This is a genomic window from Curtobacterium sp. NPDC087080, from assembly GCF_044745105.1.
Classification (GTDB): domain Bacteria; phylum Actinomycetota; class Actinomycetes; order Actinomycetales; family Microbacteriaceae; genus Curtobacterium.
In genome coordinates this window covers 1-25,942 of sequence record NZ_JBIUZP010000003.1, presented here as the reverse complement: position 1 = coordinate 25,942, position 25,942 = coordinate 1, and the positions used below count along the sequence as shown (strand labels likewise).

26 protein-coding genes and 1 tRNA gene are annotated in these 25,942 nt (G+C 70.7%); 21 read left to right on the top strand and 6 right to left on the bottom strand.

The features are described from left to right. The first annotated feature begins 125 nt into the window (after positions 1–125). Positions 126–557, top strand: coding sequence for a hypothetical protein (locus ACIPEQ_RS08410; RefSeq protein ID WP_402714829.1), 432 nt, complete (start codon positions 126–128; stop codon positions 555–557). A gap of 73 nt (positions 558–630) precedes the next feature. Here the strand turns inward: ACIPEQ_RS08410 and bcp are convergent, their stop codons facing one another. After that, positions 631–1,101, bottom strand: a complete 471-nt coding sequence (gene bcp, locus ACIPEQ_RS08405; RefSeq protein ID WP_402714828.1) for a thioredoxin-dependent thiol peroxidase — start codon at positions 1,099–1,101, stop codon at positions 631–633. A 113-nt stretch (positions 1,102–1,214) separates the two neighbouring features. Between bcp and ACIPEQ_RS08400 the strand changes: the two genes are divergently transcribed. Further along, positions 1,215–1,290: transfer RNA gene (locus ACIPEQ_RS08400), tRNA-Lys, on the top strand. A gap of 180 nt (positions 1,291–1,470) precedes the next feature. Here the strand turns inward: ACIPEQ_RS08400 and ACIPEQ_RS08395 are convergent. Next, entirely contained in the window at positions 1,471–2,121 is a 651-nt protein-coding gene (locus ACIPEQ_RS08395; RefSeq protein WP_402714827.1) for an IMPACT family protein, read from the bottom strand. 83 nt (positions 2,122–2,204) lie between these two features. Between ACIPEQ_RS08395 and ACIPEQ_RS08390 the strand changes: the two genes are divergently transcribed. The 4 genes from ACIPEQ_RS08390 (at position 2,205) to ACIPEQ_RS08375 (ending at position 4,486) form a co-directional block, all read left to right on the top strand. Then, on the top strand, positions 2,205–2,645 hold the full coding sequence (locus ACIPEQ_RS08390; protein ID WP_402714826.1) for a hypothetical protein: 441 nt from the start codon (positions 2,205–2,207) through the stop codon (positions 2,643–2,645). Then, entirely contained in the window at positions 2,642–3,103 is a 462-nt protein-coding gene (locus tag ACIPEQ_RS08385; protein WP_402714825.1) for an ImmA/IrrE family metallo-endopeptidase, read from the top strand. Before ACIPEQ_RS08390 ends, ACIPEQ_RS08385 begins: the two co-directional genes overlap by 4 nt. Continuing rightward, positions 3,100–4,050, top strand: coding sequence for a hypothetical protein (locus ACIPEQ_RS08380; RefSeq protein ID WP_402714824.1), 951 nt, complete (start codon positions 3,100–3,102; stop codon positions 4,048–4,050). Before ACIPEQ_RS08385 ends, ACIPEQ_RS08380 begins: the two co-directional genes overlap by 4 nt. Positions 4,051–4,273: 223 nt before the next feature. Continuing rightward, positions 4,274–4,486 carry an SCO4848 family membrane protein gene (locus tag ACIPEQ_RS08375; protein WP_209824092.1) on the top strand — a complete coding sequence of 71 codons (213 nt, stop codon included), beginning with the start codon at positions 4,274–4,276 and terminating at the stop codon, positions 4,484–4,486. Positions 4,487–4,859: 373 nt separating this feature from the next. Here ACIPEQ_RS08375 and ACIPEQ_RS08370 read toward each other — a convergent pair whose 3' ends face one another. Both ACIPEQ_RS08370 and ACIPEQ_RS08365 read right to left on the bottom strand, forming a co-directional pair. Then, the gene (locus ACIPEQ_RS08370) at positions 4,860–5,165 is read right to left on the bottom strand and encodes a hypothetical protein (protein WP_126891690.1); all 306 of its coding nucleotides are present in this window, start codon (positions 5,163–5,165) and stop codon (positions 4,860–4,862) included. A gap of 46 nt (positions 5,166–5,211) precedes the next feature. Continuing rightward, positions 5,212–6,765: an amino acid permease gene (locus ACIPEQ_RS08365; protein ID WP_402714823.1), complete on the bottom strand. Its 1,554-nt coding sequence runs from the start codon at positions 6,763–6,765 to the stop codon at positions 5,212–5,214. A 115-nt stretch (positions 6,766–6,880) separates the two neighbouring features. Between ACIPEQ_RS08365 and ACIPEQ_RS08360 the strand changes: the two genes are divergently transcribed. Next, a complete protein-coding gene (locus ACIPEQ_RS08360; RefSeq protein ID WP_402714822.1) occupies positions 6,881–8,059 on the top strand; it encodes a mechanosensitive ion channel family protein in 1,179 nt (392 codons plus the stop codon). A 114-nt stretch (positions 8,060–8,173) separates the two neighbouring features. On the opposite strand, the gene ACIPEQ_RS08355 is transcribed toward ACIPEQ_RS08360, so the two are convergent. Next, positions 8,174–8,365, bottom strand: coding sequence for a hypothetical protein (locus tag ACIPEQ_RS08355; protein WP_058728987.1), 192 nt, complete (start codon positions 8,363–8,365; stop codon positions 8,174–8,176). 93 nt (positions 8,366–8,458) lie between these two features. On the opposite strand from ACIPEQ_RS08355, the gene ACIPEQ_RS08350 reads away from it, so the two are divergent. Continuing rightward, a complete protein-coding gene (locus ACIPEQ_RS08350; RefSeq protein ID WP_126891693.1) occupies positions 8,459–9,610 on the top strand; it encodes an SLC13 family permease in 1,152 nt (383 codons plus the stop codon). 21 nt (positions 9,611–9,631) lie between these two features. Here the strand turns inward: ACIPEQ_RS08350 and ACIPEQ_RS08345 are convergent, their stop codons facing one another. Then, positions 9,632–10,606 carry a magnesium transporter CorA family protein gene (locus ACIPEQ_RS08345; protein ID WP_402714821.1) on the bottom strand — a complete coding sequence of 325 codons (975 nt, stop codon included), beginning with the start codon at positions 10,604–10,606 and terminating at the stop codon, positions 9,632–9,634. Positions 10,607–10,713: 107 nt separating this feature from the next. Here ACIPEQ_RS08345 and otsA point away from each other — a divergent pair, with 107 nt between their 5' ends. From otsA to ACIPEQ_RS08280, 13 genes are all read left to right on the top strand, one after another. Continuing rightward, complete coding sequence (gene otsA / locus ACIPEQ_RS08340; RefSeq protein WP_402714820.1) at positions 10,714–12,300, top strand: alpha,alpha-trehalose-phosphate synthase (UDP-forming); 1,587 nt, start codon at positions 10,714–10,716, stop codon at positions 12,298–12,300. Continuing rightward, positions 12,293–13,075, top strand: coding sequence for a trehalose-phosphatase (gene otsB / locus ACIPEQ_RS08335; protein ID WP_402714819.1), 783 nt, complete (start codon positions 12,293–12,295; stop codon positions 13,073–13,075). The genes otsA and otsB overlap by 8 nt, the downstream gene beginning before the upstream one ends. 90 nt (positions 13,076–13,165) lie before the next feature. Next, positions 13,166–14,860 carry a dihydroxy-acid dehydratase gene (gene ilvD, locus ACIPEQ_RS08330; RefSeq protein WP_402714818.1) on the top strand — a complete coding sequence of 565 codons (1,695 nt, stop codon included), beginning with the start codon at positions 13,166–13,168 and terminating at the stop codon, positions 14,858–14,860. A gap of 45 nt (positions 14,861–14,905) precedes the next feature. Continuing rightward, positions 14,906–16,726 carry an acetolactate synthase large subunit gene (locus tag ACIPEQ_RS08325; RefSeq protein WP_126891698.1) on the top strand — a complete coding sequence of 607 codons (1,821 nt, stop codon included), beginning with the start codon at positions 14,906–14,908 and terminating at the stop codon, positions 16,724–16,726. Further along, a complete protein-coding gene (ilvN, locus tag ACIPEQ_RS08320) occupies positions 16,723–17,223 on the top strand; it encodes an acetolactate synthase small subunit (protein ID WP_209824090.1) in 501 nt (166 codons plus the stop codon). The genes ACIPEQ_RS08325 and ilvN overlap by 4 nt, the downstream gene beginning before the upstream one ends. A 96-nt stretch (positions 17,224–17,319) precedes the next feature. Further along, positions 17,320–18,345: a ketol-acid reductoisomerase gene (gene ilvC / locus ACIPEQ_RS08315; RefSeq protein ID WP_209678219.1), complete on the top strand. Its 1,026-nt coding sequence runs from the start codon at positions 17,320–17,322 to the stop codon at positions 18,343–18,345. Between the two features lie 231 nt (positions 18,346–18,576). Continuing rightward, positions 18,577–19,767 carry a mannitol-1-phosphate 5-dehydrogenase gene (locus tag ACIPEQ_RS08310; RefSeq protein WP_126891701.1) on the top strand — a complete coding sequence of 397 codons (1,191 nt, stop codon included), beginning with the start codon at positions 18,577–18,579 and terminating at the stop codon, positions 19,765–19,767. 50 nt (positions 19,768–19,817) lie between these two features. Next, positions 19,818–20,258: a hypothetical protein gene (locus tag ACIPEQ_RS08305; RefSeq protein ID WP_402714817.1), complete on the top strand. Its 441-nt coding sequence runs from the start codon at positions 19,818–19,820 to the stop codon at positions 20,256–20,258. Next, positions 20,255–20,635, top strand: a complete 381-nt coding sequence (locus tag ACIPEQ_RS08300; RefSeq protein WP_126891703.1) for a hypothetical protein — start codon at positions 20,255–20,257, stop codon at positions 20,633–20,635. The genes ACIPEQ_RS08305 and ACIPEQ_RS08300 overlap by 4 nt, the downstream gene beginning before the upstream one ends. Positions 20,636–20,798: 163 nt before the next feature. Next, a complete protein-coding gene (gene serA / locus ACIPEQ_RS08295) occupies positions 20,799–22,388 on the top strand; it encodes a phosphoglycerate dehydrogenase (RefSeq protein WP_126891704.1) in 1,590 nt (529 codons plus the stop codon). Positions 22,389–22,396: 8 nt separating this feature from the next. Next, the gene (locus tag ACIPEQ_RS08290) at positions 22,397–23,464 is read left to right on the top strand and encodes a 3-isopropylmalate dehydrogenase (protein ID WP_402714816.1); all 1,068 of its coding nucleotides are present in this window, start codon (positions 22,397–22,399) and stop codon (positions 23,462–23,464) included. Between the two features lie 14 nt (positions 23,465–23,478). Further along, the gene (locus ACIPEQ_RS08285; protein WP_402714815.1) at positions 23,479–24,621 is read left to right on the top strand and encodes a branched-chain amino acid aminotransferase; all 1,143 of its coding nucleotides are present in this window, start codon (positions 23,479–23,481) and stop codon (positions 24,619–24,621) included. A gap of 24 nt (positions 24,622–24,645) precedes the next feature. Further along, entirely contained in the window at positions 24,646–25,416 is a 771-nt protein-coding gene (locus ACIPEQ_RS08280) for a fumarylacetoacetate hydrolase family protein (RefSeq protein WP_402714814.1), read from the top strand. Positions 25,417–25,942 lie beyond the last annotated feature (526 nt).

Here is a 25,942-nt window from a genome sequence, read left to right as displayed (position 1 = left end):
TGGACGCTCGGGGGAGAAGCGTCGAACCGCGGGAGACGCACACCACATCGTGCCGTCCAAACGACCTCGAATATCGTTCCATACTGGGATGACCAAATCAAGGGTCCCGATGCTGGAGGCTTGCTGTGCCCGACACCACCCCGACCGCTCCGGACCACGTCCCGGGTCGCCCGCCGGCCGTCACGACCCTGCTCGTCGTGGTGGGGCTCGAGGCGCTCGCGCTCGTCGTCACGACCGTCGTCCTGCTCGTGGAGTCGATCGTCGCCCCGTCGTCGAGCATCGCGTCGGCGATCGCGCTCACGCTGCTCTGCGCCGTCGCCGCGCTCTGGCTGGTCTCGCTCGTCGTCGGCCTCCGCAACCGCCACGCCTGGGTGCGCGCCGGCATCCTCGTCTGGCAGGTGATGCAGGGCGCCCTGGCGATCGGCGCGTTCCAGGGCGTCTTCCGCGTCGCCTGGGTCGGCTGGGTCCTCCTGGTCCCCGCGCTGCTGGGGCTCACCCTGGTGCTCTCCCGCGCCGTGACCGGGTGGCTCGTCCCACGCGACGCACGCGACGAGTAGTCGGGACCGTGTGACGGACGGGAGGGACGCTGCCAGCTGGCAGCGTCCCTCCCGTCCGTCGTGGGGCCGGGTCTCAGACCAGGCCGAGCTTCTTCCGCAGGCTCGCGACGTGCCCGGTCGCCTTGACGTTGTAGAGCGGCAGCTGCACGATGCCGTCCTCGTCGACGACGATGGTCGACCGGATCGTGCCGGTGACGATCTTCCCGTAGTTGTTCTTCTCGCCCCAGGAGGCGTACGCCTGGTGCACGGTCAGGTCGGGGTCGCTGAGCAGCGGGAAGGTCAGCGCCTGCTCGTGCTGGAAGGTCTTGAGCTTCGCGGGCTCGTCCTTCGAGACGCCGAGGACCTCGTACCCGGCCGCCTGGAGCGACGACATGTTGTCGCGGAAGTCGCAGGCCTCGGTCGTGCAGCCCGGGGTCGACGCTGCGGGGTAGAAGTACACGATCACCTTGCGGCCGCGCAGGTCGGCGAGGCGGTGCTGCACGCCGTCCTGGTCCGGCAGGGTGAAGTCGGGGGCGGTGTCGCCGGCGGTGAGACGGTCCGTCATGGGGCTCCTGTTCGGTCGCGGTGCCCGGGTGGTCGTGAGCACGCGAAAGTCATGCTAATGTTGTTTCCCGTTGCAGCACGGAAGTGCGGGAGCGACAGACAACTGAACACCATGCGCCTCTAGCTCAATTGGCAGAGCAACTGACTCTTAATCAGTGGGTTCTCGGTTCAAGTCCGAGGGGGCGCACCAGCAAGGCCCGGTCGGATCACTCCGACCGGGCCTTCGTCGTTCCCCCAGACCTGCCGATCGGCGCCGCTCGCGGGCGACACGCGCGGGGTGCCTTCGGGATGCAGATCCGTGCGACCGATCTCGGAGCCCGACCCGGCCCCCTGTCGGACCCGTGCCCGGCCGCGATCGACCGGGGCGCCGTCAGTGGGTCGGCACGTCGACCACGCGCGTCCCGCCGACGACGGGCGTCAACCCGCCTCCCGACGCCGCTGCGAGGTCGGCCTGCAGGAGGTCGACGGCGTCCTGGGGGACCCAGAGCGTGAAGTCGACCGCGCTGCCGTACGTCGGGTCGTCGAAGGTGGCTCCGTGCTGCTGCACCCACTGCCGCAGCACGTTGTCGATCCGGCCGGCGTCGGCGTGCGGCGCCGTGACCGCGACGCGGGTCAGTTCGACGCGGTGCACGAGGGCGACGCGGTCGAGGGTCTCGGACACCGAGGTCGAGTACGCGCGGACCAGTCCGCCCGCCCCCAGCTTGACACCACCGAAGTACCGGGTCACCACGGCGACCACGTCGGTCAGGTCACGACGGCGGAGGACCTCGAGCATCGGGACACCGGCAGTGCCGGACGGCTCCCCGTCGTCGGAGGACCGCGCCTGGTCGCCGAGGACCCCGGTGACCATGGCAGAGCAGTTGTGCCGCGCGTCCCAGTACCGACGCCGGACGCCGGCGATGACGCGGTCCGCGTCCTCGACCCCGGTCACGGGCACGATCGTGGTGAGGAACCGCGACCTGGTGACGACGATCTCGTGCTCGACGGTGCCGGCGACGGTCGACGGGAAGTGGCGGGGCACGTCGTCGAGGGTAGCCGCGTGTCGTCGGCGCCCCGCGCTACCATGGCCTGCACAGCCGGCGACTGGGGAGGAGTCCGATCGACATGACGACCGCGGATCCCAAGGGCGGGGCGCTCGACGCAGCCGAGCTCGCCCGTCGGCTCAACCTGCTGCTCGACTTCGAGGAGTCGCAGCGCGGCGCTCCCGTGCCCTTCGCGGCGATCGAGGAGTACGTCGCGGCACAGGGTGGTTCGCTCTCCCGTGCGAAGTGGACGTACATGCTGTCCGGCGACGGCCGACGCAACCGGGACACCGACCTCCTGCGCCTGCTCGCCGGGTTCTTCGAGGTCGACGAGCGCTTCCTGCTCGAGGACAGCGCCGTCCCCGAGCGCATCGGCGCGCAGATCGAGCTCGTGCGCGCACTGAGGTCGGCCCGGGTGAGCGGGTTCGCCGCCCGCACGTTCCCGGGGGAGCTCTCACCCGATGCCCTGCGGCGCATCGCCCGGGTGCTCGAGGAGGAATCGGCACGAGGGGGTGCGGCGTGACGGACGCCTGGGTCGAGGCCTTCTGGGCCCGTGGGGCGGCCGAGGGCTGGTCGGACATCGACCAGGCCGTCGCCGCTGCTGCCGACCACGTCGGCAAGCCGGTCGTCGTGCGCGAGGAGTCGTTCCTCAGCGCGGAGCCGGTCTGCGGCTTCGTGGCGACGCTCGAGCACCAGCACCTCGTGATGATCTCGCCGACGACCTCGGCGACGTTCCGCTCGTTCGTCATCGGGCACGAGCTCGGGCACGTGCTGCACCGGCACTCGGAGCGCGCGGCGCAGTCGGCGTACGTGCGCGACGTGATCCCGGACGTCCCCGAGTACAAGGTGGAGCGTGCCCTCGCCCGCGGGCTGTTCTCGAACACCTACGAGCACGAGGCAGAGCTCTTCGCCGACCGCCTCGCCGCCCTGATCCGGTCGAACCGGGGCCGTCCGAGCGCGTTCCGCGGGGTCTTCGGGTGATCGTCTCCGTCGCGATGGCGGTGGTCCTCGTCGTCGGGACGGTGGTGCTCTTCCGCCTGCAGCGCGGCCAGGACCGCACGCTCGCCGTGACGTTCCTGCTCTTCACCGCGACGATCGTCGCGAACGTCGACCCGCTGTACCGCTGGCTCGACCCGTTCGTCGGCGGCCGCAACGTCGTCACGGTCGTCAGCGACTGCCTGATGGTCGCCGGGACGAGCACGCTCCTGTGGGGGGTCGCGAAGGCCGTCGGCGCCGCGTGGCGATGGTTGCGGACGGCGATCATCGTCGCGTTCGTGGTCGTCGTGGTGGTGGTCGTGGCGGCGTTCCTCGCGCTCGACCGGCCGCCGACCACGACGACCTTCATGCTCGTCGCGGGACACCAACCTGCGGCGGCCGTGTACTCGATCGCGCAGACCACGTACCTGGGCACCGCGGTCGGTGCCACGGGCGTGATCTGCCTGATGCGTCTGCGCGAGGCCCGGACCGCCGCGGACCTCGTCGGCTTGTGGGTGATCGTGCTCGGCGGGGTCCTCGGTGTCGTGCGGATGGTGGTCGTCGCCGTCATGGACGTCGCGCACGTCGTGGGGCGCCTCGACGTCACGCGTGCGCTCACACCGCCCTACGACGTCACCACGCCCGGTGCGGTGCTCTGCATGGCGTCGGGGATGCTGTTGCTCGTCGTCGGTCACCAGCTCGCCCGTCGGCGTCGTGCTCGCCGCCTCGACGCAGCCCTGGCCGCGCTCGAGCCGTTGCACGACCGCATCGGTACCGACAACGCGTACCCGGCGACCGAGGACACCGCGACGCGGCTCAGCCGGACCATCGTCGAGATCAACGACGGCGCCCGACGCTCGCGCCAACCCCTGGAAGCCGACGAACGGGTCGTCCTCGCCGAGGCGGAGTCCGCACTCGACGAGGTGCTCGACGCTCCCCGCGACACCGTCTGAGCCAGCTCGTCTGCATCGGTCCGGTCACGTTCCCGAGCAGCGCTCGACGGTTCGGCGCGCGGCCGTGTAGGGTCTGTAGCACGTGCTACACGACGGGGCTCCTCGTCGTCCGGCACACCGGGGAGGTCTCGGCCGCGTTGGGGGCGGCCGAGCACCCCCGGGCTCTCGCTCCGGCACCGCTCGGGACAGGGAGTGGTCCGTCCTCGCTGGCTAGGATCGTCGCGTGACCGTCTTCGCCGCCATCGTCCTGTTCGTCGCCGCCGTGTTCAACGTCGTGACCTGGCCGCGCTTCTTCCAGCGGGTCGCGAAGGACAGCCGTGCGCGCGACGCAGCCGGAAAGCCGACGACGTTCTACACCGTGCACCTGGTGCTGCTGCTCATCGCCTTCGCGATCGCCCTCGCAGCCGTGGTGGCGGGTGTCCTGCTGCTGCTCTGACGCAGTCCTCGTGACCACCGGACGGACGGGAGGCGCGGTGCCGGCTGGTACCGCGCCTCCCGTCCGTCCGTGGTCGCCCCGCGGTCGACCGGCGTGCCGACGAGACGCCGGTGTGTGTGCAGGACGCCGCCGTGTCGGCGAGGCGCCGCCGTGTCGGCGAGGCGCCGCCGTGTCGGCGAGACGCCGCCGTGTCGGCGAGACGCCGCCCGTCGGTGAGACGCCGGTGTGCGTGCAGGACGCCGGCCTGCCGGCGAGACGCCGCTGGATCTGGCGGCGTCTCACGCCCGACGCGGCGTCTCGCGCCGACGCCGGCGTCTCGCGGCGGACGCCCGCGCCTGCGCCGACGTCGCAGACGCCGAGCACCGACCCCGACTCAGGATGCCGGCGGCAGCGGCGCCCCGAGCGCCCGCTCGAGTCCGAGTCGAGCCACCCGCTCGTCACCGGTGTCGAGCAGCACGCGGAAGGTCTCGTCCGCGCACACGAACTCCACGCACACGGCGTCGAAGTCGCACGGTTCGATGCGCCAGCCGGTGACCCGTTCGGTCGGGACCTGGGTCAGCCCGTCGCGCTCGAAGCTCGTCTCCGCGCGCACGGTGTCGTCGTAGACCCGGATCCGGCCGAACGTCCCACGCCAGGTCAGCTGGAGATCGAGCGTGGGGGAGACAGAAGGGTCCGGCACGCGCCGATCGTACCGGCGCGCACCGGACCCTGTCCGGAAGGCGCGATCAGCCGCGGGTGCTGCCCTCGCCCGTGCCGTCGTGTCCGTCGCGGCGGACCTGGGCCGCCGGGTCGCGGACGCCGATCGGGAACGGTCCGGTGACGCCCTCGCGGAGCGCCGCGATGCGGAGGATGCGGTCGCGCTGCAGGAACCAGCCGACGACCAGCAGCGGGATGATGACCACGAGCGACGCGATCGTGTAGGTGCCGACGGGGTAGTCGATCGCCATGAGCACGATCACCGACGCCAGGAACGCGAGCGTCAGCCACGAGGTCACCGGGGCACCCGGGAGCTTGAACGACGGCTCCTTCGCAAGTCCCTGCTTCGCCCACTGCCGCAGCTTCATCTGGCAGAGGATGATCGTGCCCCACGCGGTGATGATGCCGAGGCTCGCGACGTTCAGCGCGATCTCGAACGCCTGCGCCGGCACGAAGTAGTTCAGCGCGACGCCCGCGACGGTGAAGGCCGCGGTGAGCAGGATGCCGGCGTACGGCACGCCGCCCTTCGACATCTTCGTCGTCCACTTCGGTGCGGAGCCGTTCATGCCCATCGAGTGCAGCGCGCGACCGGTCGAGTACAGGCCCGCGTTCAACGACGAGAGCGCCGCGGTCAGCACGACGAAGTTCATGATCGACCCGGCAATGACGCCGACCTGCGGGTTGCCGAGCGACGAGAAGAAGGTCACGAACGGGCTCTGTCCGTCCTTGTACGACGTGTACGGCAGGAGCAGGGAGAGCAGGACGACCGACCCGACGTAGAAGACCGCGATGCGGAAGACGACGGAGTTGATGGCGCGGGGGATGACCTTCTCGGTGTCCTGGGTCTCGCCGGACGCGGTGCCGACGAGTTCGATGGCCGCGTAGGCGAACACGACGCCCTGGACCACGAGGACCGCGGGCAGCACACCGTTCGGGATGAGCCCGCCGTTGTCGGCCCAGATCGAGAAGCCCGTGCGGACCGCCTCACCACCGGTCTCCACCGGGAAGGCGAAGACCAACCAGACGAGCGCGATCACGAGGAACGCGACGAGCGCGGCGACCTTGATGAGTGCGAACCAGAACTCGAGCTCGCCGAACACCTTGACGGCGACCATGTTGGCGGCGAGCACGACGACCAGGGCGATGAGCGCGAGGAGCCACTGCGGTGCCGCGGTGAACGCACTCCAGTAGTGGAGGTACAGCGCGACGGCGGTCGTGTCGACGATCGAGGTCATCGCCCAGTTCAGGAAGTACATCCAGCCGGCGGCGTAGGCGAACTTCTCACCGTAGAACTCGCGGGCGTACGAGATGAACGACCCGGAGGACGGGCGGTGCAGCACGAGCTCGCCGAGGGCGCGGAGGATGAAGAACGCGAAGACGCCGGCGATCAGGTAGGTGACCGCGAGTGCCGGGCCGGCGGTGTTGAGGCGTCCACCCGCGCCGAGGAAGAGCCCGGTGCCGATGGCCCCGCCGATCGCGATCATCTGCAGTTGCCGGGGCTTCAGACCGTGCTGGTAGCCCTCCTGCTCGTGCGAGAAGTCGTTCGCGGGCTTCGCAACACCCGTGTCGTTCTGCGCTGTCATGCGCGCCAACCTACATGCGTGAACGGCCCGGGGTGGAACGGAACCGCTCCCTGAGCGACACCACAGGTGTGTCGACGCTGAACGCGCAGCGGGACCGGTCCGACAGCATGGGCGGATGGACACCCTCCTCCGACTCCTCGTCGCGATCGGGATCGCCCTGCTCGTGACCGCCGCGGCCGCACTCGTCCTGCACCTGGTGCTCCGGACGATCGCGCGCCGGGAACGCTGGGCCGCGGTGCTGTCCCGACGGACGAAGCACCCGGCGCGCTCGATCCTGCTCATCGCCCTGCTCTGGACGGCGTTCACGTCGAGCATCCCGCGCGACCCGGACGCGTACCCGTGGCGTGACGAGGTCTCGCACGCGTTCCTCATCGTCACGATCGCCGTCGGCTGCTGGCTCGCCTGCCAGATCGCGATCTTCCTCGAGGACCTCGGCCTGCACCGCTACCGCGTCGACGTCCCGGACAACCGGGTCGCCCGACGCATCCGCACCCAGGTCCTGATCATCCGCCGGCTCACGGTGGCCGTCCTCGTCATCATCGCGGTCGGGGCCATCCTGCTCACCTTCCCCGGGGTCGAGGCCGCCGGGGCGAGCGTCCTGGCGTCCGCCGGGCTCATCTCCGTGGTCGCCGGCCTCGCCGCGCAGTCCACGCTCGGCAACGTCTTCGCGGGGATGCAGCTCGCGTTCTCCGGGTCGATCCGCGTCGACGACGTCGTCGTGGTCGAGCAGCAGTGGGGGCGCATCGAGGAGATCACCCTGACCTACGTCGTCGTGCACCTCTGGGACGACCGCCGGTTCGTGCTCCCGTCGACCTACTTCACGTCGACGCCGTTCGAGAACTGGACCCGCACCGGCAGCGAGCTCCTCGGAGCCGTCGAGTTCGACCTCGACTGGCGGATCAGCCCGACCGAGATGCGCGAGGAGCTCGACCGCATCCTGGCCACGTCGACGATCTGGGACGGCCGCACCAAGGTCCTCCAGGTCACCGACGCCGTGAGCGGACTCGTGCGGGTCCGCATCCTGGTCTCCGCGCCGGACGCCGGTGGTCTGTTCGACCTGCGCTGCTACGTCCGCGAGGAGATGGTCGAGTGGGTGCAGCGCGAGCACCCGGACGCGCTGCCCCGTCAGCGGGTGCAGGTCACGCAGGGCACCGAGCAGGTCGGCGAGCGCCGCCCCCGCACGGAGGAGCAGGACGCGGCGCTCTTCCGCGAGGGCGACGAACGCACCGCGCTCTTCACCGGCCCGATCCAGACGTCGGGCATCCGCCCGGAGGACGTCCCGCCGGAACGCTGACGGGTCGCGACACCACCACACGACGCCACCACACGACGGACGGGAGGCGCGGTACCAGCCGGTACCGCGCCTCCCGTCCGTCTCCCGGTCGCGTCCGCGACCGGGACGTGCGTCCTAGCGCTGGCGTGCCTTCACCGCGCGGTCGTCCTCGACGACCGTGCCGAGCGCGACGATCGTCGTGGCGAGCCACGCGATCCACGTGAGGGCCAGTCGCCAGTCGCGCGGCCCCTGCCTGGTGGTCTGCACGACGCTGTAGCCGCTGATGATCGAACTCCACACCGCACCGCTGAACATGAACTTCCGCACGGGTTCCTCCTCCTGGTCGTCCCCGCCACGCTACCGGCCGCTACATTGGAGCGCCGCCGGTCGCCCTGCCGGTGCACAGAGCGAGGAGACACCGTGCGTCAGGCCGTCATCGGGGGAGTCCTGCTCGTCGTCGGCGCCGTGTGCGTCGCGCTCGGCCTGCTGCCCCTGTCGGACCTCGGCGTGCTGGCCGACCGGGTCGTCCCGGTGCTCGCGTTCGTGCTCGGACTGACCATCGTGTCGGAGCTCGCGGCCGACGCCGGCGTCTTCGACCGGCTCGCCGACCTGGCAGCGCGGGTCGGCGGCGGGCGCACGATCGGGCTCTGGGCCGCGGTGGTGGTGCTGGCCGTGGTCTGCACGGTGTTCCTGAGCATCGACACGACGGCGGTGCTCCTCACCCCGATCGTCATCACGCTCGCCCGTCGGGTCGGGCTCCCGCCGATGCCCTTCGCGCTCACGACCGTCTGGCTCGCGAACACGGCGTCGCTCCTGCTCCCGGTGTCGAACCTGACGAACCTGCTCGCCGTCGACGGGATCGGCCTCGACGGTCCGATCCCCTTCGCGGGCCTCATGGTGTGGGCGGCGCTCGCCGGGGTCGTCGTGCCGTGCGCGGTGCTCCTCGTGGTGTTCCGCGGGAAGCTCTTCGGCCGGTACACGCCGGTCGACGTCCGGCGGCCGCGCGACCCGCTGTTCTTCTGGGCCGCGTCGGTCGTGCTCGTCCTGCTCGTGGTCGCGCTGACCGCCGGCGTGACGGTGTGGGTCGCGGCGCTCGTCGCGGCGGCGCTGCTCGTCCTGGTCGCCGCCTTCCGCGCGCCGTCCGAGCTCCGGCCGTCCCGCGTGCCGTGGTCGACGCTGGTCTTCGCGGCCGGGCTGTTCGTCGTCGTCGAGACCCTGCACGCCACGGGCCTGACCGACCCGATCGTGCAGGCGGTCTCCGGTGGGACCGACACCGGGTCGCTCCTGCTGCTCGGCGGCGCCGGCGGGGTCGCGGCGAACGCGATCGACAACCTGCCCGCCTACCTGGTGCTCGAGCCGGCCGCCGGGCACGAGGCCCTGCGCTACGCCGCGCTCCTGGTCGGCGTGAACGCGGGCTGCCTGATCACGCCGTGGGCGTCGCTCGCGACGCTGCTGTGGCACGCGCGACTGTCGGCCGAGGGCGTGCACCTGTCGTGGGGTCGCTACATGGCGCTCGGGTGCGTCGTCGCGCCGCTCACCGTCGTCGCGGGCGTGCTGGCCCTGCAGCTCTGACGCGGAGCGGGCGCTCGCCCGCTACAGCCAGTCCTTGCTCTTGAACACGCGGTAGAGCACGAGCGACGTCGCGACGATGAGCGACACCGACGCGGCGAGTCCGCTCCAGTGCCCCTCGCCCGGGAACGTCACGTTCTGCCCGAAGAAGCCCGTGATGGCGGTCGGGATCGCGATGATCGCCGCCCAGCTCGTCACCTTCTTCATCACGGTGTTCTGCCGGTTGGACGCCAGGTTCAGGTTCGTGTCGAGGACGCTCGACACCGAGTCGCGGAGCTGCTCGACCGAGTCCGCGATCGTCACCAGGTGGTCCTCGACGTCCCGGAAGTACGGACGGATGCCGTCGACGATCGTCTCGGCGTCACCGTGCAGCAGGGCCCCGACGCTGTCCCGCGTCGGCACGACCTGACGGCGCAGCACCCCGAGGGCCTTCCGGAGCCGGAAGGACCGGCGCTGGATCTGCTGCTCGCGCGGGTTGCCGTGCTCGAAGAGGTCGTCCTCGAGGTCGTCGATGCGCGCCTCGATGTCCTCGACCGCCGACGTGGCGTGGTCGACCACCGCGTCGAGGAGCCCCCACACGAGCCACGGCACCCCGCGGTCGGACAGGTCGGCGTTCGCGTCGAGGCGCCGCTCGACGGAGCCGAGGTCGACGTCGGGACCGTGGATCGTGACGAGGGCGCGCTGCGTGACGAAGGCCTTCACCTCGTGGGTGACGAGGTCGCCCTCCGTGTCGAGGCCGTCGACGTCGTAGACCACCAGGAACAGGCTGTCGCGGTAGCGGTCGAGCTTGGGCCGCTGCCCCCGCTCGAGGGCGTCCTCGACCGCGAGCGCGTGCACGCCCAGCTCGTCCTCGACCTGGCCGAGCTCGGCGGGCGTCGGGTCCACGTGGTCGACCCAGACGAAGGTGCCGTCGTCGCGGTCGAGCAGGTCGGACACCCGCTCGACGGGGAAGTCCCGCTCCACCGCGGCGCCGTCCCGCCACGCCCGTGTCATGACCATGCCGACGAGCCTAGTGACGACGGACCGAGAGTCCGGTGCCCCTCCGCTGGTACCGTCGGCGTCGATCCCGGCGCACCAGCCGGGGGGAACGGAGACACCACCACCCCATGGCAGCAGACACCGACCCGGACCGCTACGCCTTCGTCGTCGCCTCGAACCGCCTCCCCGTGGACCGCGTCGTCGACGAGGACGGCAACGAGGGCTGGCGGCACTCGCCCGGCGGGCTGGTGACGGCGCTCGAGCCGGTCATGCGCGCCAACGACGGCGCCTGGGTGGGCTGGGTCGGCCAGCCGGACGTCGAGGTGGCTCCGTTCGACAACGAGGGCATCCACATCGTCCCGGTGCCGCTCAGCAGCGAGGACGTCGAGGAGTACTACGAGGGCTTCAGCAACGACACGCTGTGGCCGCTGTACCACGACGTCATCGAGCACCCGAGCTACCACCGCGACTGGTGGAACGCGTACAAGCGCGTCAACGCCCGCTTCGCCGACCAGATCGCCGAGATCGTCGAGCAGGACGGCATCGTGTGGGTGCAGGACTACCAGCTGCAGCTGCTGCCCGCGATGCTCCGCGAACGCCGCCCCGACCTGACCATCGGGTTCTTCAACCACATCCCGTTCCCGCCCGTCGGCATCTACGCACAGCTGCCGTGGCGCGCGCAGATCCTCGACGGGCTGCTCGGCGCCGACGTCATCGGCTTCCAGCGGCAGGACGACGCGAGCGACTTCCTCCGTGCCGTCCGGCACATCAAGGGCTACACGACCAAGGGCTCGACGATCGACGTCCCGGTGGACGACCCGGCCGCCCCGCGGAGCCGCAAGGGCATCACCGTGCGGCACGTCGAGGCGCGGCACTTCCCGATCTCCATCGACGCCGAGAGCTTCGAGGCGATCGCGCACCGGCCCGAGGTGCAGGAACGTGCGCGGGAGATCCGGGAGAGCCTCGGCAACCCGACGACCGTGCTGCTCGGCGTCGACCGACTGGACTACACGAAGGGCATCCGGCATCGAATCAAGGCGTTCGGCGAGCTCGTCGAGGACGGCCGGGTGAAGGTCGAGGACGCCACGCTCGTGCAGGTCGCGAGCCCGAGCCGCGAGCGGGTCGACACCTACGCGGCGCTCCGCGACGAGATCGAGCTGACCGTCGGCCGGATCAACGGCGACCTCGGCGTGATCGGACACCAGCCGATCGCGTACCTGCACCACGGGTACCCGCGCGAGGAGATGGTGGCGCTCTACCTCGCCGCCGACATCATGCTCGTCACCGCGCTCCGCGACGGCATGAACCTCGTCGCGAAGGAGTACGTCGCGGCCCGGTTCGACAACGACGGCGTGCTGATCCTGTCCGAGTTCGCCGGAGCCGCCGACGAGCTGAAGCAGGCCGTGATCGTCAACCCGCACGACATCGGCGCGCTGAAGGACTCGATCCAGCGAGCGATCGAGATGCCGCGCCGGGAGCGCTCGACGCGCATGCGTGCGCTCCGGAAGCGGGTCCGCGACAACGACGTGGCGCGCTGGTCGCGCTCGTTCCTCGAGGCGCTCGACCGGCACGCCCCGCGGGGGTCGAGGATCGACCCGTCCGAGGACGGCGCCGAGCGGCACCGCGAGGCGGAGGACGACGGGATGTCGATCTTCGACCAGGACGCGCAGAAGGCGCGCGCGGCCGAGGACACCCGGGAGGCGCGCGGTGCCTGAGACGTCCACCGACCGGTCCGCCCTGGCATCGGCCCTCGAGACGCTCGCGGCTGCGCCGCGACTGCTCGTCGCGCTCGACTTCGACGGCACGCTCGCACCCTTCGCCGACGACCCGGCGCAGGTCGGGGCGCTGCCCGGCTCGTGGGCTGCGGTGCTCACCCTGCAGCGCGCCCGCGACACCGAGGTGGTCCTCGTGTCCGGCCGTCCGCTCGACGGGCTCGCCCGGGTGTCGCAGGCGCCCGAGGGCATGGCGCTCGTCGGGTCGCACGGTGTCGAGTGGCGCGTCGACGGCCACGACGAGGCCGCGCTGAGCGACGACGAACGCGCCCGGGTCGACCGGGTCGGCGCAGCGCTCGACGAGGTCGGTGCCCGCTTCCCCGGCGTCGTGGTGGAGCACAAGCCCGCCGGGCACGGCATCCACACGCGCCGGGTGGGCGCCGAGGTCGCGGCGGAGGCGAACGCCGCCGCGAGCGAGGCCGCGCACGAGGCCGACCCCGAGGTGCTCGAACGCGGCGGCAAGGACATCGTCGAGTTCGCCGTCCGGCACGTCACGAAGGGCGACGCGATCGACCGGTTGCGCGAGCTCCGGGGCGCGGACGCGGTGTTCTTCGCCGGCGACGACGTGACCGACGAGGACGCCTTCCGGGTGCTCCGCGACGGCGACGTCGGCGTGAAGGTGGGGGAGGGCGACACGCTCGCCGGCCACCGCGCGGCCGACCCGGCGGCGCTCACCGACGTCCTGAAGCAGCTCGCGCGTCTGCGCGCCACGCGCTGACGACCCGGCCCCGCGCCTCCCGTCCGAGCGGGAGCGCGCATAGCGCGGGGTGTGCACGGGTGGTATCCCAACTGGTCCTAGACTGCCTCCATGCCTGACATCGACGTGAAGCCGCGCAGCCGGGTCGTCACCGACGGGATCGAAGCGACCACCTCGCGTGGCATGCTCCGGGCCGTCGGGATGGGCGACGCAGACTGGGACAAGCCGCAGATCGGGATCGCCTCGTCCTGGAACGAGATCACCCCGTGCAACCTCTCGCTCGACCGCCTCGCGCAGGGCGCGAAGGAGGGCGTGCACTCAGGCGGCGGGTACCCGCTGCAGTTCGGCACCATCTCCGTCTCCGACGGCATCTCGATGGGCCACGAGGGCATGCACTTCTCGCTCGTCTCGCGTGAGGTCATCGCCGACAGCGTGGAGACCGTCGTGAACGCCGAGCGCCTCGACGGCACCGTGTTGCTGGCGGGCTGCGACAAGTCGCTCCCCGGCATGCTCATGGCCGCGGCGCGCCTCGACCTCGCGAGCGTCTTCCTCTACGCGGGCTCGGTCATGCCGGGCTACGTGAAGCAGGCCGACGGCTCCTTCAAGGAGGTCACGATCATCGACTCCTTCGAGGGCGTCGGTGCGTGCAAGGCCGGCACCATGAGCGAGGCCGAGCTCAAGGAGATCGAGTGCGCGATCGTCCCGGGCGAGGGTGCCTGCGGCGGGATGTACACGGCGAACACGATGGCGAGCGTCGCCGAGGCCCTCGGCATGTCGCTGCCGGGGTCCGCCGCGCCGCCGAGCGCCGACCGCCGCCGTGACTACTACGCCCGCCGCTCCGGCGAGGCCGTGGTGAACATGCTGCGCCACGGGCTCACCGCTCGCCAGATCCTGACGAAGGAGGCGTTCGAGAACGCCATCGCCGTCGCCATGGCCCTCGGAGGTTCGACCAACGTCGTCCTGCACCTGCTCGCGATCGCGCACGAGGCCGAGGTCGAGCTGACCCTCGACGACTTCAACCGCATCGGCTCGAAGGTCCCGCACCTGGCCGACATGAAGCCGTTCGGCAAGTACGTCATGGTCGACGTGGACCGCAACGGCGGCATCCCGGTGATCATGAAGGCGCTGCTCGAGGCCGGTCTGCTGCACGGCGACGTGATGACCGTCACGGGCAGGACCCTCGCCGAGAACCTGGCCGAGATCGACCCGCCGGAGCTCGACGGCCAGGTCTTCCGGAAGCTCGACAACCCGATCCACGAGACCGGTGGTCTGACGATCCTCAAGGGCTCGTTCGCGCCCGAGGGTGCCGTCGTGAAGACCGCCGGGTTCGACGCCGCCGTCTTCGAGGGCCCCGCTCGCGTGTTCGACCGTGAGCGCGCCGCCATGGACGCCCTGACCGAGGGTCGGATCCAGAAGGGCGACGTGGTGGTCATCCGCTACGAGGGCCCGAAGGGTGGACCGGGCATGCGCGAGATGCTCGCCATCACCGCGGCCATCAAGGGCGCTGGGCTGGGCAAGGATGTACTACTGTTGACGGACGGACGATTCTCAGGCGGCACAACCGGCCTGTGCATCGGCCACATCGCACCGGAAGCCGTGGACGCAGGTCCAGTGGCATTCGTGCGCGATGGCGACCGCATCCGTGTCGACATCGCGGCTCGCTCGCTCGACCTACTGGTCGACGACGCCGAGCTGGAGGCCCGCCGAGAAGGCTGGGCCCCGCTGCCCCCGCGCTACACCCGCGGAGTCCTCGCGAAGTTCGCGAAGCTCGTCCAGTCCGCCGCCAAGGGCGCGGTCACGGGCTAGCGTCGACACGTTCGAACCGCCATCCCTCCAGGCAAGGACCACCTCATGCCCACGGAAGCCACTCCGCTGTCCGCCGCAGCCGGTGCACGCCGGTCGCCGGAGATCCTGACCGGCTCGGGAGCCGTCCTCCGGACGCTCGAGCACCTCGGGATCACCGACGTCTTCGGCCTGCCCGGCGGCGCCATCATCCCCTTCTACGACGAGCTCATGGCGTCGACGACGATCCGGCACATCCTCGTCCGGCACGAGCAGGGCGCCGGCCACGCCGCCGAGGGCTACGCCTCGGCGTCGGGCAAGGTCGGTGTCGCCATCGCGACGTCCGGCCCGGGCGCGACGAACCTCGTCACCGCCATCGCCGATGCCTACATGGACTCGGTACCGTTCATCGCGATCACCGGCCAGGTGTTCTCGACGCTGATGGGGACGGACGCCTTCCAGGAGGCGGACATCGTCGGCATCACGATGCCGATCACGAAGCACTCGTTCCTCGTCACCGACCCGGCCGACATCCCCGCGACCCTGGCGGCGGCGCACCAGATCGCCACCACGGGGCGGCCGGGTCCGGTGCTCGTCGACATCACGAAGGACGCCCAGCAGAAGTCGGCGCCCTACGTGTGGCCGCCGAAGATCGACCTGCCCGGCTACCGCCCGGTGACGAAGGCCCACGGCAAGCAGATCACCGCGGCCGCGCAGCTGCTCGCCGAGGCCGAGCGCCCGGTGCTGTACGTCGGCGGCGGTGTCGTCCGCTCCGGTGCGTCCGCCGAGCTCCTGCGCTTCGCCGAGGCCACGGGCGCGCCGGTCGTCACGACCCTCATGGCCCGCGGCGCCTTCCCGGACTCGCACCAGCAGCACCTGGGCATGCCGGGCATGCACGGCACGGTGCCCGCGGTGCTCGGCCTGCAGGAGAGCGACCTCATCGTCGCCCTCGGCGCCCGGTTCGACGACCGCGTGACGGGCAAGGCCGACGAGTTCGCGCCGCTCGCCAAGGTCGTGCACGTCGACATCGACCCCGCCGAGATCTCGAAGATCCGCTACGCCGACGTGCCGATCGTCGGCGACGCCCGCGAGGTCCTCGTCGACCTGCTCGACGCGTGGGGCGACGTGGCCGCCGACCGCGCCGACACCAGCGCGTGGTGGGCGAAGCTCGACCAGCTCCGACGGGACTTCCCGCTCGGGTACACGGAGCCGACCGACGGGCTGCTCGCACCGCAGGCGATCATCAAGCGCATCGGCGAGCTCACCGGTCCGGAGGGCGTGTTCGCGTCCGGGGTCGGCCAGCACCAGATGTGGTCCGCTCAGTTCATCCAGTACGAGCGGCCGAACGCCTGGCTGAACTCCGGCGGCGCCGGGACCATGGGCTACTCGGTCCCCGCGGCGATGGGCGCGAAGGTCGCCGAGCCGGACCGCGTGGTCTGGGCGATCGACGGCGACGGCTGCTTCCAGATGACGAACCAGGAGCTCGCGACCTGCGTCATCAACGACATCCCGATCAAGGTCGCGATCATCAACAACTCCTCGCTCGGCATGGTGCGGCAGTGGCAGACGCTGTTCTACGACGGGCGACACTCCTTCACCGACCTGCAGACGGGGCACGGCACGCGCCGCGTCCCGGACTTCGTGAAGCTCGCCGACGCCTACGGCGCCCTCGGCATCCGTGTCGAGCGTGCCGACCAGGTGGACGACGCCATCAGGCTCGCGCTCGAGACGAACGACCGCCCGGTCGTCATCGACTTCGTGGTCAGCCGCGACTCGATGGTGTGGCCGATGGTCCCGCAGGGAGTCAGCAACTCGTCCATCGAGTACGCCCAGGCCCTCGCCCCGACCTGGGACGACGAGGACGCCGACATGACGGGGGAAACCGCATGAGCCACGTCCTCTCGCTCCTCGTCGAGGACAAGCCGGGTCTGCTGACCCGCGTCGCCGGCCTCTTCGCCCGCCGGGGCTTCAACATCGAGTCGCTCGCCGTGGGCGGCACCGAGGTCGAGGGCCTGTCCCGGATCACGGTCGTCGTCGACGTCGAGGACCTGCCGCTGGAACAGGTGACGAAGCAGCTCAACAAGCTCGTCAACGTCATCAAGATCGTCGAGCTCGACTTCGCCCAGTCGGTGCAGCGCGAGCACATGCTCGTGAAGGTCCGCGTCGACAACCAGACCCGGTCCGCCGTGCTCGAGGCCGTGACGCTCTTCCGCGCGCAGGTCGTCGACGTGGCGACCGACTCGCTGATCGTCGAGGTGACCGGCGACCCGGGCAAGATCCAGGCGATCCTGCGGGTGCTCGAGCCCTACGGCGTCAAGGAGCTCGCCCGCGCCGGCCTGCTCGGCATGGGCCGCGGGCCGAAGAGCATCACCGACCGCGTGCGCTGAGCGCACCCGTCTTCCGGACAGGAGGCTCGTGGCGGCCCCGCCACGCGCCTCCCGTCCGCACACCACAAGCCACCAGAACCAAGGAGACAGACCCTCGTGACTGACATCGTGTACGACGCCGACGCCGACCTGACGCTCATCCAGGGCAAGAAGGTCGCCGTGATCGGCTACGGCTCGCAGGGCCACGCCCACGCGCTCAACCTCCGTGACTCCGGCGTCGAGGTCGTCATCGGCCTCAAGGAGGGCTCGAAGAGCCGCGAGAAGGCGACCGAGGCGGGCTTCGAGGTCCTCACCCCGGCCGAGGCCACGAAGAACGCCGACGTCGTCGTGATCCTCGCGCCGGACCAGGTGCAGCGCATCGTCTACAAGGACGACATCGAGCCGAACCTCAAGCAGGGTGCGACGCTCGTCTTCGGCCACGGCTTCAACATCCGCTACGGCTACATCCAGGCGCCCGAGGGCGTCGACGTGTCGCTCGTCGCGCCGAAGGGCCCCGGTCACACCGTCCGCCGCGAGTACGAGGCCGGCCGTGGCGTCCCCGTGATCGTCGCCGTCGAGGTCGACGCCTCGGGCAGCGCCTGGGACCTCGCCTGGTCGTACGCCAAGGCCATCGGCGGCCTCCGCTCCGGCGGCATCAAGACCACGTTCACCGAGGAGACCGAGACCGACCTGTTCGGCGAGCAGGCCGTCCTGTGCGGTGGTACCTCGCAGCTCATCCAGTACGGCTTCGAGACCCTCGTCGAGGCGGGCTACCAGCCCCAGATCGCCTACTTCGAGGTCCTGCACGAGCTCAAGCTCATCGTCGACCTGATCTGGGAGGGCGGCCTCACCAAGCAGCGCTGGTCGATCTCCGACACCGCCGAGTTCGGTGACTACGTCTCCGGCCCCCGCGTGATCTCGCCCGAGGTCAAGGAGAACATGAAGGCCGTGCTCTCCGACATCCAGGACGGCACGTTCGCCAAGCGCTTCATCGAGGACCAGGACGCCGGCGCACCGGAGTTCAAGGAGCTCCGCGCGAAGGGCGAGGGCCACCCGATCGAGGCCACCGGTCGCGAGCTCCGCGCGCTGTTCGCGTGGAAGTCGAACGACGCCGACTACGTCGACGGCTCGGCCGCGCGGTAGTCTGCGCAGCGACCACTCGATGACGAGGCGGCGGTGCGGACGCACCGCCGCCTCGCGACGTGACCCGGACCACATGCACCCGTACTCCTCCAGCTCCAGCGCCAGCACCCGGCGTCCCCGTGGCGTCCCTGTACCCGGGCGCTCCGCTCCCGCGACCCGTTCCGCAGTGCTGCTCCGCGGCGTCGCGAGGAGTGGTCACGACCGGGTCCTCCGACGTGGGAGGATCGTCGGATGGCGGTGACGAAGCGAGCGGTCCACATCGGCGCCGGCAAGATCGGGCGCGGGTTCGTGGGTCAGTTCCTGGTCGCGAGCGGGTACGAGCTCACCTTCGTCGACGTCGACGACCGTGTGGTCTCGGCTCTCAACGACGCCGGCCGCTTCGTGGTGCACGAGGTCGGCGAGCAGCCCGTCGAGCACCTGGTGTACGGGTTCCGCGCCCTCAGCAGCAAGACCGACCGCGAGCGCGTCGTCCGGGCGATCGCCGAGGCCGACGTCGTCACGACCGCGGTCGGAGCACGCACCCTGCCGCTCGTCGCCCCGGTGATCGCCGAGGGACTCGCGGCACGCGCACCCGAACGCGGCGACGTCACCGTGGTGGCGTGCGAGAACGCCTTCAACGCGACGGACTCGCTGCACGCCAGCATCCGACGTGCCCCGATCCTCGAGGACCGCCACGTCGCGGCCGTCTTCGCGAACTGCGCGATCGACCGCATCGTGCCGGACCAGTCCGGGGTGCTCGGCCAGTCCGGTGGACTCGACGTCGTGCTCGAGCCCTTCTACGAGTGGGTCATCGAGCGCACCCCCTTCGCCGACTCGCAGGCCGAACCGCCGCAGATCGACGGCGTGACATGGGTCGACGACCTGCAGCCGTTCGTCGAGCGGAAGCTCTACACGGTGAACACCGCCCACGCGACCGCGGCGTACCACGGCTTCGTCCGCGGGATCCGGCTCATCCGCGAGGCCCTCGAGGACCGCGAGGTCCGCGCCGAGGTCGACGGGGTCCTCGCCGAGACGACCGCACTGCTCGTCGCCAAGCACGGCTTCGACCCGGCCGACCACGCCCGCTACGTCGCCGCGAACCTCACGCGCATCGCGAACCCGTTGCTGCCCGACACCACGGCCCGCGTCGGGCGCAACCCGCTGCGGAAGCTGGGGCGGCGCGAGCGCTTCATCGGCCCGGCATCGCAGCTCGCCGAGCGCGGGATGCCCGTCGAGCACCTGCTCGGCGCCGTCCGCGTCGCCCTGGCGTTCGACGACGAGAACGACCCGGAGTCGATCGAGCTGCACGCGCTGCTCCGTTCCGGTGCGACGGCGCACGCCCTGACCGAGATCCTGACCGGGCTCGTCGAGAGCCACCCGCTGTTCCCGGCGGTACGCGGGGTCGTCGCCGAGGTGCTCGAGACCCAGCCGGCCGACGTCTGAGCGACGCCGCCTGGTGTCGGCGGTGGCGGGTCCCTCGTAGAATCGTCCCCATGACCACGGCAGCATCCCCGCCCGACGGCTCGGTCGACCACGACGACGACGCCCTCAGCTGGGGCGACGCCGACGACGCGACCCACGTCGACGCGGCCCACAACCCGATCACCGTGACGAGCCGTGGGGGCCGCGACCCGGAGCGCCCGGAGACCTCCGGCGCCCTGGTCGGGTTCGGTGTCTTCGGCGGGCTCTACCTGCTGTACACGGTGGCGTGGCTGCTCACCGCGTCGACGTCGTACGTCGCGAACGTCGACACCGTGCTCACCGTCTTCGTCGAGGTGTTGCGCTTCCTGTCGATCGTCGCGCCGGCCCTCTGGTTCACCGTGGTGCTCTGGGCGGGCCGCGGTCGCCGCACCCGCACGCGCCTCCTGTGGATGCTGCTCGGCGCCGCCGTGCTCTTCCCCTGGCCGTTCCTCATGACCAGGAGCTTCGGGTGACCGCCACGACACCGGCGGCCCGCCGGACTCCGTCCCCGCTCGTCGGCCGTGTCGTCGTCTGGGTGGTCTTCGGCGCGCTGTTCGCGTACATGACCGTGCAGAGCGTCGGGAACCTGGTGACCGTCTCGCAGTCGGTGCGCGCCTTCAACACGTTCCTCGAGACGACCTCGGGCGGCTCGTCGCTGCAGCGCAGCACGCCGTGGGGCTGGCTCGTGCTCGACATCGCGATCGCCCCCGTCGCGTTCGCGGTCGCCCTCTGGGCGACGCGCCGCTCGCGGCTGTCGGTGACGATCGGCGTCTTCCTCGTCGCGTTCGCCGCGGCGGGCGCGCTCTGGCTCGACCTGCAACTGTTCGTGCCGCGCCTGCTCGACTTCTGACGTTCGTCGCGACCGTCCCTCGGACGGGAGGCGCGGTGCCCGCCGGTTCCGCGCCTCCAGACCGGTGTGTGGTTCCGTCGGGGACCGATGGTGCGGTCGTAACCGGGTCCCGGCGTCGATACGATGGTGGGATACCGCCCGTCTCGTGTGAGGAACTGCAGCTGTGCCGAAGCCGGTCGTCCTGATCGCCGAAGAACTCTCGCCCGCCACCGTCGACGCCCTCGGGCCCGACTTCGAGATCCGGAACGTGGACGGTACCGACCGCGCCGCGCTCCTGTCGTCCCTCGCCGACGCGCACGCCGTACTGGTGCGGTCCGCCACGAAGATCGACGCCGAGGCCATCGCCGCGGCGCCGCAGCTGAAGGTCGTCGCCCGCGCGGGCGTCGGCCTCGACAACGTCGACATCAAGGCTGCGACCACCGCCGGCGTGATGGTCGTCAACGCGCCGACGTCGAACATCATCTCGGCCGCCGAGCTCACGGTCGGCCACATCCTGTCGCTCGCGCGGCACATCCCCGCGGCGCACGCGTCCCTGGCGGCCGGCGCCTGGAAGCGCTCGTCGTACACCGGCGTGGAGCTCTACGAGAAGACCGTGGGCATCATCGGCCTCGGCCGCATCGGCGCGCTCATCACGCAGCGCCTGCAGGCCTTCGGTGTCTCGGTCATCGCGTACGACCCGTACGTCACGACGGCCAGGGCCCAGCAGCTCGGCGTCGAGCTGGTCTCGCTCGACGACCTCCTCCGCCGTGCGGACTTCACGACGATCCACATGCCGAAGACCCCGGAGACGGTGGGCATGATCTCCGACGAGCAGTTCGCGCTCATGAAGCCGACCGCGTTCGTCGTGAACGTGGCGCGCGGCGGTCTCATCGACGAGGACGCCCTGCACCGCGCCCTCACGTCCGGCGCGATCGCCGGTGCCGGCCTCGACGTCTTCGTCTCCGAGCCGCCGAAGGACTCGCCGCTCCTCGCGCTGCCGAACGTCGTCGTCACACCGCACCTCGGGGCGTCGACGGACGAGGCCCAGGAGAAGGCGGGCGTCTCCGTCGCCAAGTCCGTGCGACTCGCCCTCGGCGGCGAGCTCGTGCCCGACGCGGTGAACGTCGCCGGTGGTGTCATCGACCCCTACGTCCGCCCGGGGATCCCGCTCGTGGAGAAGCTCGGCCAGGTCTTCACCGGCCTGGCGACCTCGCCGGTGACGAGCATCGACGTCGAGGTGCACGGCGAGCTCGCGCAGTACGACGTCAGCGTGCTGAAGCTCGCGGCGCTCAAGGGTGTCTTCACCGACGTCGTCAGCGACCAGGTCTCGTACGTCAACGCCCCGCTCATCGCGGAGCAGCGCGGGGTGAGCGTCCGGCTCATCACGGACGCCGACAGCCCCGAGTACCGCAACGTGCTCACGATCCGTGGCGCCCAGTCCGACGGCCCCGCGATCAGCGTCTCGGGCACGCTCACCGGTGCCAAGCAGGTCGAGAAGCTCGTCGAGATCAACGGCCACGACGTCGAGGTCGCCCTCGACGCGCACCACGTCGTGATGGTCTACACCGACCGCCCCGGCATCGTGGCGGTCTACGGCAAGGAGTTCGGCGACGCCGGCATCAACATCGCGGCCATGCAGATCTCCCGGCAGGAGGCCGGTGGCCAGGCGCTCAGCGTCCTGACGGTGGACTCGCCGGTGCCCGCGGAGATCCTCGAGCACGTGCGCTCCACCATCGACGCGACCTCGCTCCGCGAGATCGACATCACGCTGTAGGGAACGACATGGCACAGACGGTCAAGCTCGCGGTCGTCCGCGGTGACGGCATCGGGCCCGAGGTGGTCGACGAGGCGCTGAAGGTCCTGCACGCCGTGCTGCCGGACGACCTCGTCGTGCAGGAGACCGCCTTCTCGCTCGGTGCCGCGCGGTACCTCGAGACGGGCGACGTCCTGAGCGACGCCGACATGTCCGCCCTGGCCGAGCACGACGCGATCCTGCTCGGCGCCGTCGGCGGTGACCCGCGCGACCCGCGTCTCGCCGGCGGGATCATCGAGCGCGGACTCCTGCTGAAGCTGCGCTTCGCCTTCGACCACTACGTCAACCTCCGGCCCACGACCGTGTACTCCTCGGTCGCGAGTCCGCTCGCCGACCCGGGCCAGGTCGACTTCGTGGTTGTGCGCGAGGGCACCGAGGGACCGTACGTGGGCAACGGCGGCGCGATCCGCGTCGGCACGCCGCACGAGATCGCCACCGAGGTCTCCCTCAACACCGCGCACGGCGTCGAGCGGGTCGTCCGGTACGCGTTCGACCTCGCCTCCCGCCGCCCGCGGAAGCACCTGACGCTCGTGCACAAGAGCAACGTGCTCGTGCACGCGGGGTTGCTCTGGCAACGGACGGTCGCGGCGGTCGCCGAGGAGCACCCGGACGTGACGGTCGACTACCAGCACGTCGACGCGGTGACGATCCACATGGTCCGCGAGCCCGGTCGGTTCGACGTCATCGTCACCGACAACCTGTTCGGGGACATCATCACCGACCTGGCCGGCGCGATCAGCGGCGGCATCGGTCTGGCGGCCTCGGGGAACATCAACCCGGACGGCACCTTCCCCAGCATGTTCGAGCCGGTCCACGGTTCCGCGCCCGACATCGCAGGCCAGCAGGTCGCCGACCCGACCGCCGCCGTCCTGTCCGTCGCCCTGCTGCTCGACCACCTCGGCCGGGCGGACCTGGCGGCGGCCGTGACGCAGGCGGTCGAGGCCGACCTCGCGAGCCGGGGCACCACGCCGCGCAGCACGGCCGAGGTCGGCGACGCCATCGCCGCCGCGGTCGCCGCACGCACCACCACCGCCTGACAGGAGTCACCCCGATGCACAACGACAGCGCGAGCACCGACACCGACACCGACACCGACACCGATTTCGCCCTCGAGTTCGCGAGCACGCCGTCGCCCGAGCGCCGGGCCGCGGCCGAACGCGAGGAGATCCTCGCCGACCCCGGCTTCGGCAAGCACTTCACCGACCACATGGCCACCGTCGAGTGGTCGCTCGACGGCGGTTGGCACAGCGCCTCGATCCACCCGTACGGGCCGCTCACCCTCGACCCCAGCGCCAGCGTGTTCCACTACGCGCAGGAGATCTTCGAGGGCATGAAGGCCTACCGCCACGCGGACGGCTCGGTGTGGTCCTTCCGACCGGACGCGAACGCGCGCCGCTTCCAGCGCTCGGCCCGTCGACTCGCGCTCCCGGAGCTGCCGGTCGAGGTCTTCGTCGAGTCGGTGCGGCAGCTCGTCCGTGCCGACGTCGACTGGGTCCCGTCGGCACCGGAGACCAGCCTGTACCTGCGTCCGTTCATGATCGCGACCGAGTCGTTCCTCGGGGTCCGGGCCGCACAGGAGGTCGCGTACCACTGCATCGCGAGCCCGGCCGGCGCGTACTTCACGTCCGGCCCGAAGCCGGTGAGCATCTGGCTGTCGACGAAGTACGCGCGTGCCGCCCGGGGTGGCACCGGTGCCGCGAAGACCGGTGGCAACTACGCGGCGTCCCTGCTCCCGCAGCAGGAGGCCTACGAGCAGGGTTGCCAGCAGGTGATGTTCCTCGACTCCGAGGAAGGCAAGTACCTCGAGGAGCTCGGCGGCATGAACGTCGTGCTCGTCAAGGCGGACGGCACCCTCGTCACCCCGGACTCGGAGTCGATCCTCGAGGGCATCACGCGCGACTCGATCCTGCAGCTCGCCGAGGACCGCGGGCTCCGGGTGGAGCGACGCCGGGTCACGCTCGACGAGTGGCGCGACGGTGTCGCCGACGGTTCGATCACCGAGGCGTTCGCCTGTGGGACCGCCGCCGTCGTGACGCCCATCGCGGAACTCCGCGGCGAGGGCTTCACGATCGGTTCGCCGACCGTCGGTGCCGGCGAGCTGACGATGTCGCTCCGCCAGGAGCTGACCGACATCCAGTACGGCCGTCGTCCCGACCCGCACGGGTGGATGACGCGCCTGACGGACCCAGCCTGAGCCGCGGATCGGTAGGGTCGAACGGTGAAGATCGCACGGTTCAGCAGCACGGGTGAAGACCCGCGGTACGGCATCCTCGACGAGCGCCACCTGGTCGTCCTCGCGGGGGACCCGATGTACCAGGGGTTCGAGACGACGGGGGAGCGGGTGCCGCTCGCCGACGCCAAGCTCCTCGCGCCGGTGATCCCGCGGTCGAAGGTGATCGGCGTCGGGCTGAACTACGCCGAGCACGCGTCGGAGATGGACGAGCGGTCGGGCGACGACCCCGTGGTGTTCCTCAAGCCGAACACCGCGGTGATCGGTCCGGACGACCCGATCCGTCTGCCGGCGGAGGTCGGTCGGGTCGACCACGAGGGCGAACTCGCCATCGTGATCGGGTCGCTCGCGAAGAACGTCCGGCGCGAGGACTTCGCCAGCGTGGTGCTCGGCTACACGATCGCGAACGACGTGACCGCGCGCGACCTGCAGGCCCGCGACGGACAGTGGACGCGTGCGAAGGGCTTCGACACCTTCTGCCCGCTCGGCCCGGTCATCGAGACGGAGATCGACCCGTCGGACATCCGGCTCGAGACCCGCGTGGACGGCGAACTGCGCCAGGCGGCGTCGACCAGCGAGATGGTGCACGACATCCCGTCCCTGGTCGAGTTCGTCTCGTCCATCTGGACCCTCCTGCCCGGAGACGTCATCCTGACCGGGACCCCGGCCGGCGTCGGCGCTATCCGCGACGGCGAGGTCGTCGAGGTCCTCATCGAGGGGATCGGGTCGCTCAAGAACCCGGTCATCGCTCGGCACTGAGCGCACGCGACGCTCGGCACTGAGAGCACGCGACGGCCGAACGGCCCGTTCCTGCAGGGGAGCGGGCCGTTCGCCGTTCCGCGAGTCCTCGGGGAGGTCGGGGGACGACACGCCCGGGATGTGGGTGGTGTTGGCGGTGTGGCTCGGGCGAACGTAGAGTAATCACTCGTTGCCGCTGAGGCGGAGAACGGAACGGCCGAGACGGTCACCGGGTTCACCTGGGGATCTTGTCCGCCACGGTTCTTCCCCGGCAACGAACTTCCAGCCCCTCTGATGAGGTACCACTTGGGTGGTGCTGAGTGGGGGGTGCGTCTGGTCCTTGAGAACTCAACAGCGTGCACATTGTCAATGCCAATTTATTGACCCCGTGCGATTGCAGCTTTGGTTGTGGTCGTCGGAGACAATTCCTTTTGGATTGAAGATTGTCAGTAGACAGTCAACAGTCAGAATCAACTCGGTTCGGCGCTTTCGGGTGTCGGATCTGTATTTTTTTACGGAGAGTTTGATCCTGGCTCAGGACGAACGC

What these genes read in the sequence shown, in the direction of transcription:
- bcp (WP_402714828.1), bottom strand. Translation starts at nt 1,101, where the DNA reads ATGACGGACCGTCTCACCGCCGGCGACACCGCCCCCGACTTCACCCTG.
- ACIPEQ_RS08390 (WP_402714826.1), top strand. Translation starts at nt 2,205, where the DNA reads ATGACGACCGCGGATCCCAAGGGCGGGGCGCTCGACGCAGCCGAGCTC.
- ACIPEQ_RS08365 (WP_402714823.1), bottom strand. Translation starts at nt 6,765, where the DNA reads ATGACAGCGCAGAACGACACGGGTGTTGCGAAGCCCGCGAACGACTTC.
- ACIPEQ_RS08360 (WP_402714822.1), top strand. Translation starts at nt 6,881, where the DNA reads ATGGACACCCTCCTCCGACTCCTCGTCGCGATCGGGATCGCCCTGCTC.
- ACIPEQ_RS08345 (WP_402714821.1), bottom strand. Translation starts at nt 10,606, where the DNA reads ATGGTCATGACACGGGCGTGGCGGGACGGCGCCGCGGTGGAGCGGGAC.
- otsA (WP_402714820.1), top strand. Translation starts at nt 10,714, where the DNA reads ATGGCAGCAGACACCGACCCGGACCGCTACGCCTTCGTCGTCGCCTCG.
- ilvD (WP_402714818.1), top strand. Translation starts at nt 13,166, where the DNA reads ATGCCTGACATCGACGTGAAGCCGCGCAGCCGGGTCGTCACCGACGGG.
- ACIPEQ_RS08325 (WP_126891698.1), top strand. Translation starts at nt 14,906, where the DNA reads ATGCCCACGGAAGCCACTCCGCTGTCCGCCGCAGCCGGTGCACGCCGG.
- ilvN (WP_209824090.1), top strand. Translation starts at nt 16,723, where the DNA reads ATGAGCCACGTCCTCTCGCTCCTCGTCGAGGACAAGCCGGGTCTGCTG.
- ACIPEQ_RS08310 (WP_126891701.1), top strand. Translation starts at nt 18,577, where the DNA reads ATGGCGGTGACGAAGCGAGCGGTCCACATCGGCGCCGGCAAGATCGGG.
- ACIPEQ_RS08305 (WP_402714817.1), top strand. Translation starts at nt 19,818, where the DNA reads ATGACCACGGCAGCATCCCCGCCCGACGGCTCGGTCGACCACGACGAC.
- ACIPEQ_RS08290 (WP_402714816.1), top strand. Translation starts at nt 22,397, where the DNA reads ATGGCACAGACGGTCAAGCTCGCGGTCGTCCGCGGTGACGGCATCGGG.
- ACIPEQ_RS08285 (WP_402714815.1), top strand. Translation starts at nt 23,479, where the DNA reads ATGCACAACGACAGCGCGAGCACCGACACCGACACCGACACCGACACC.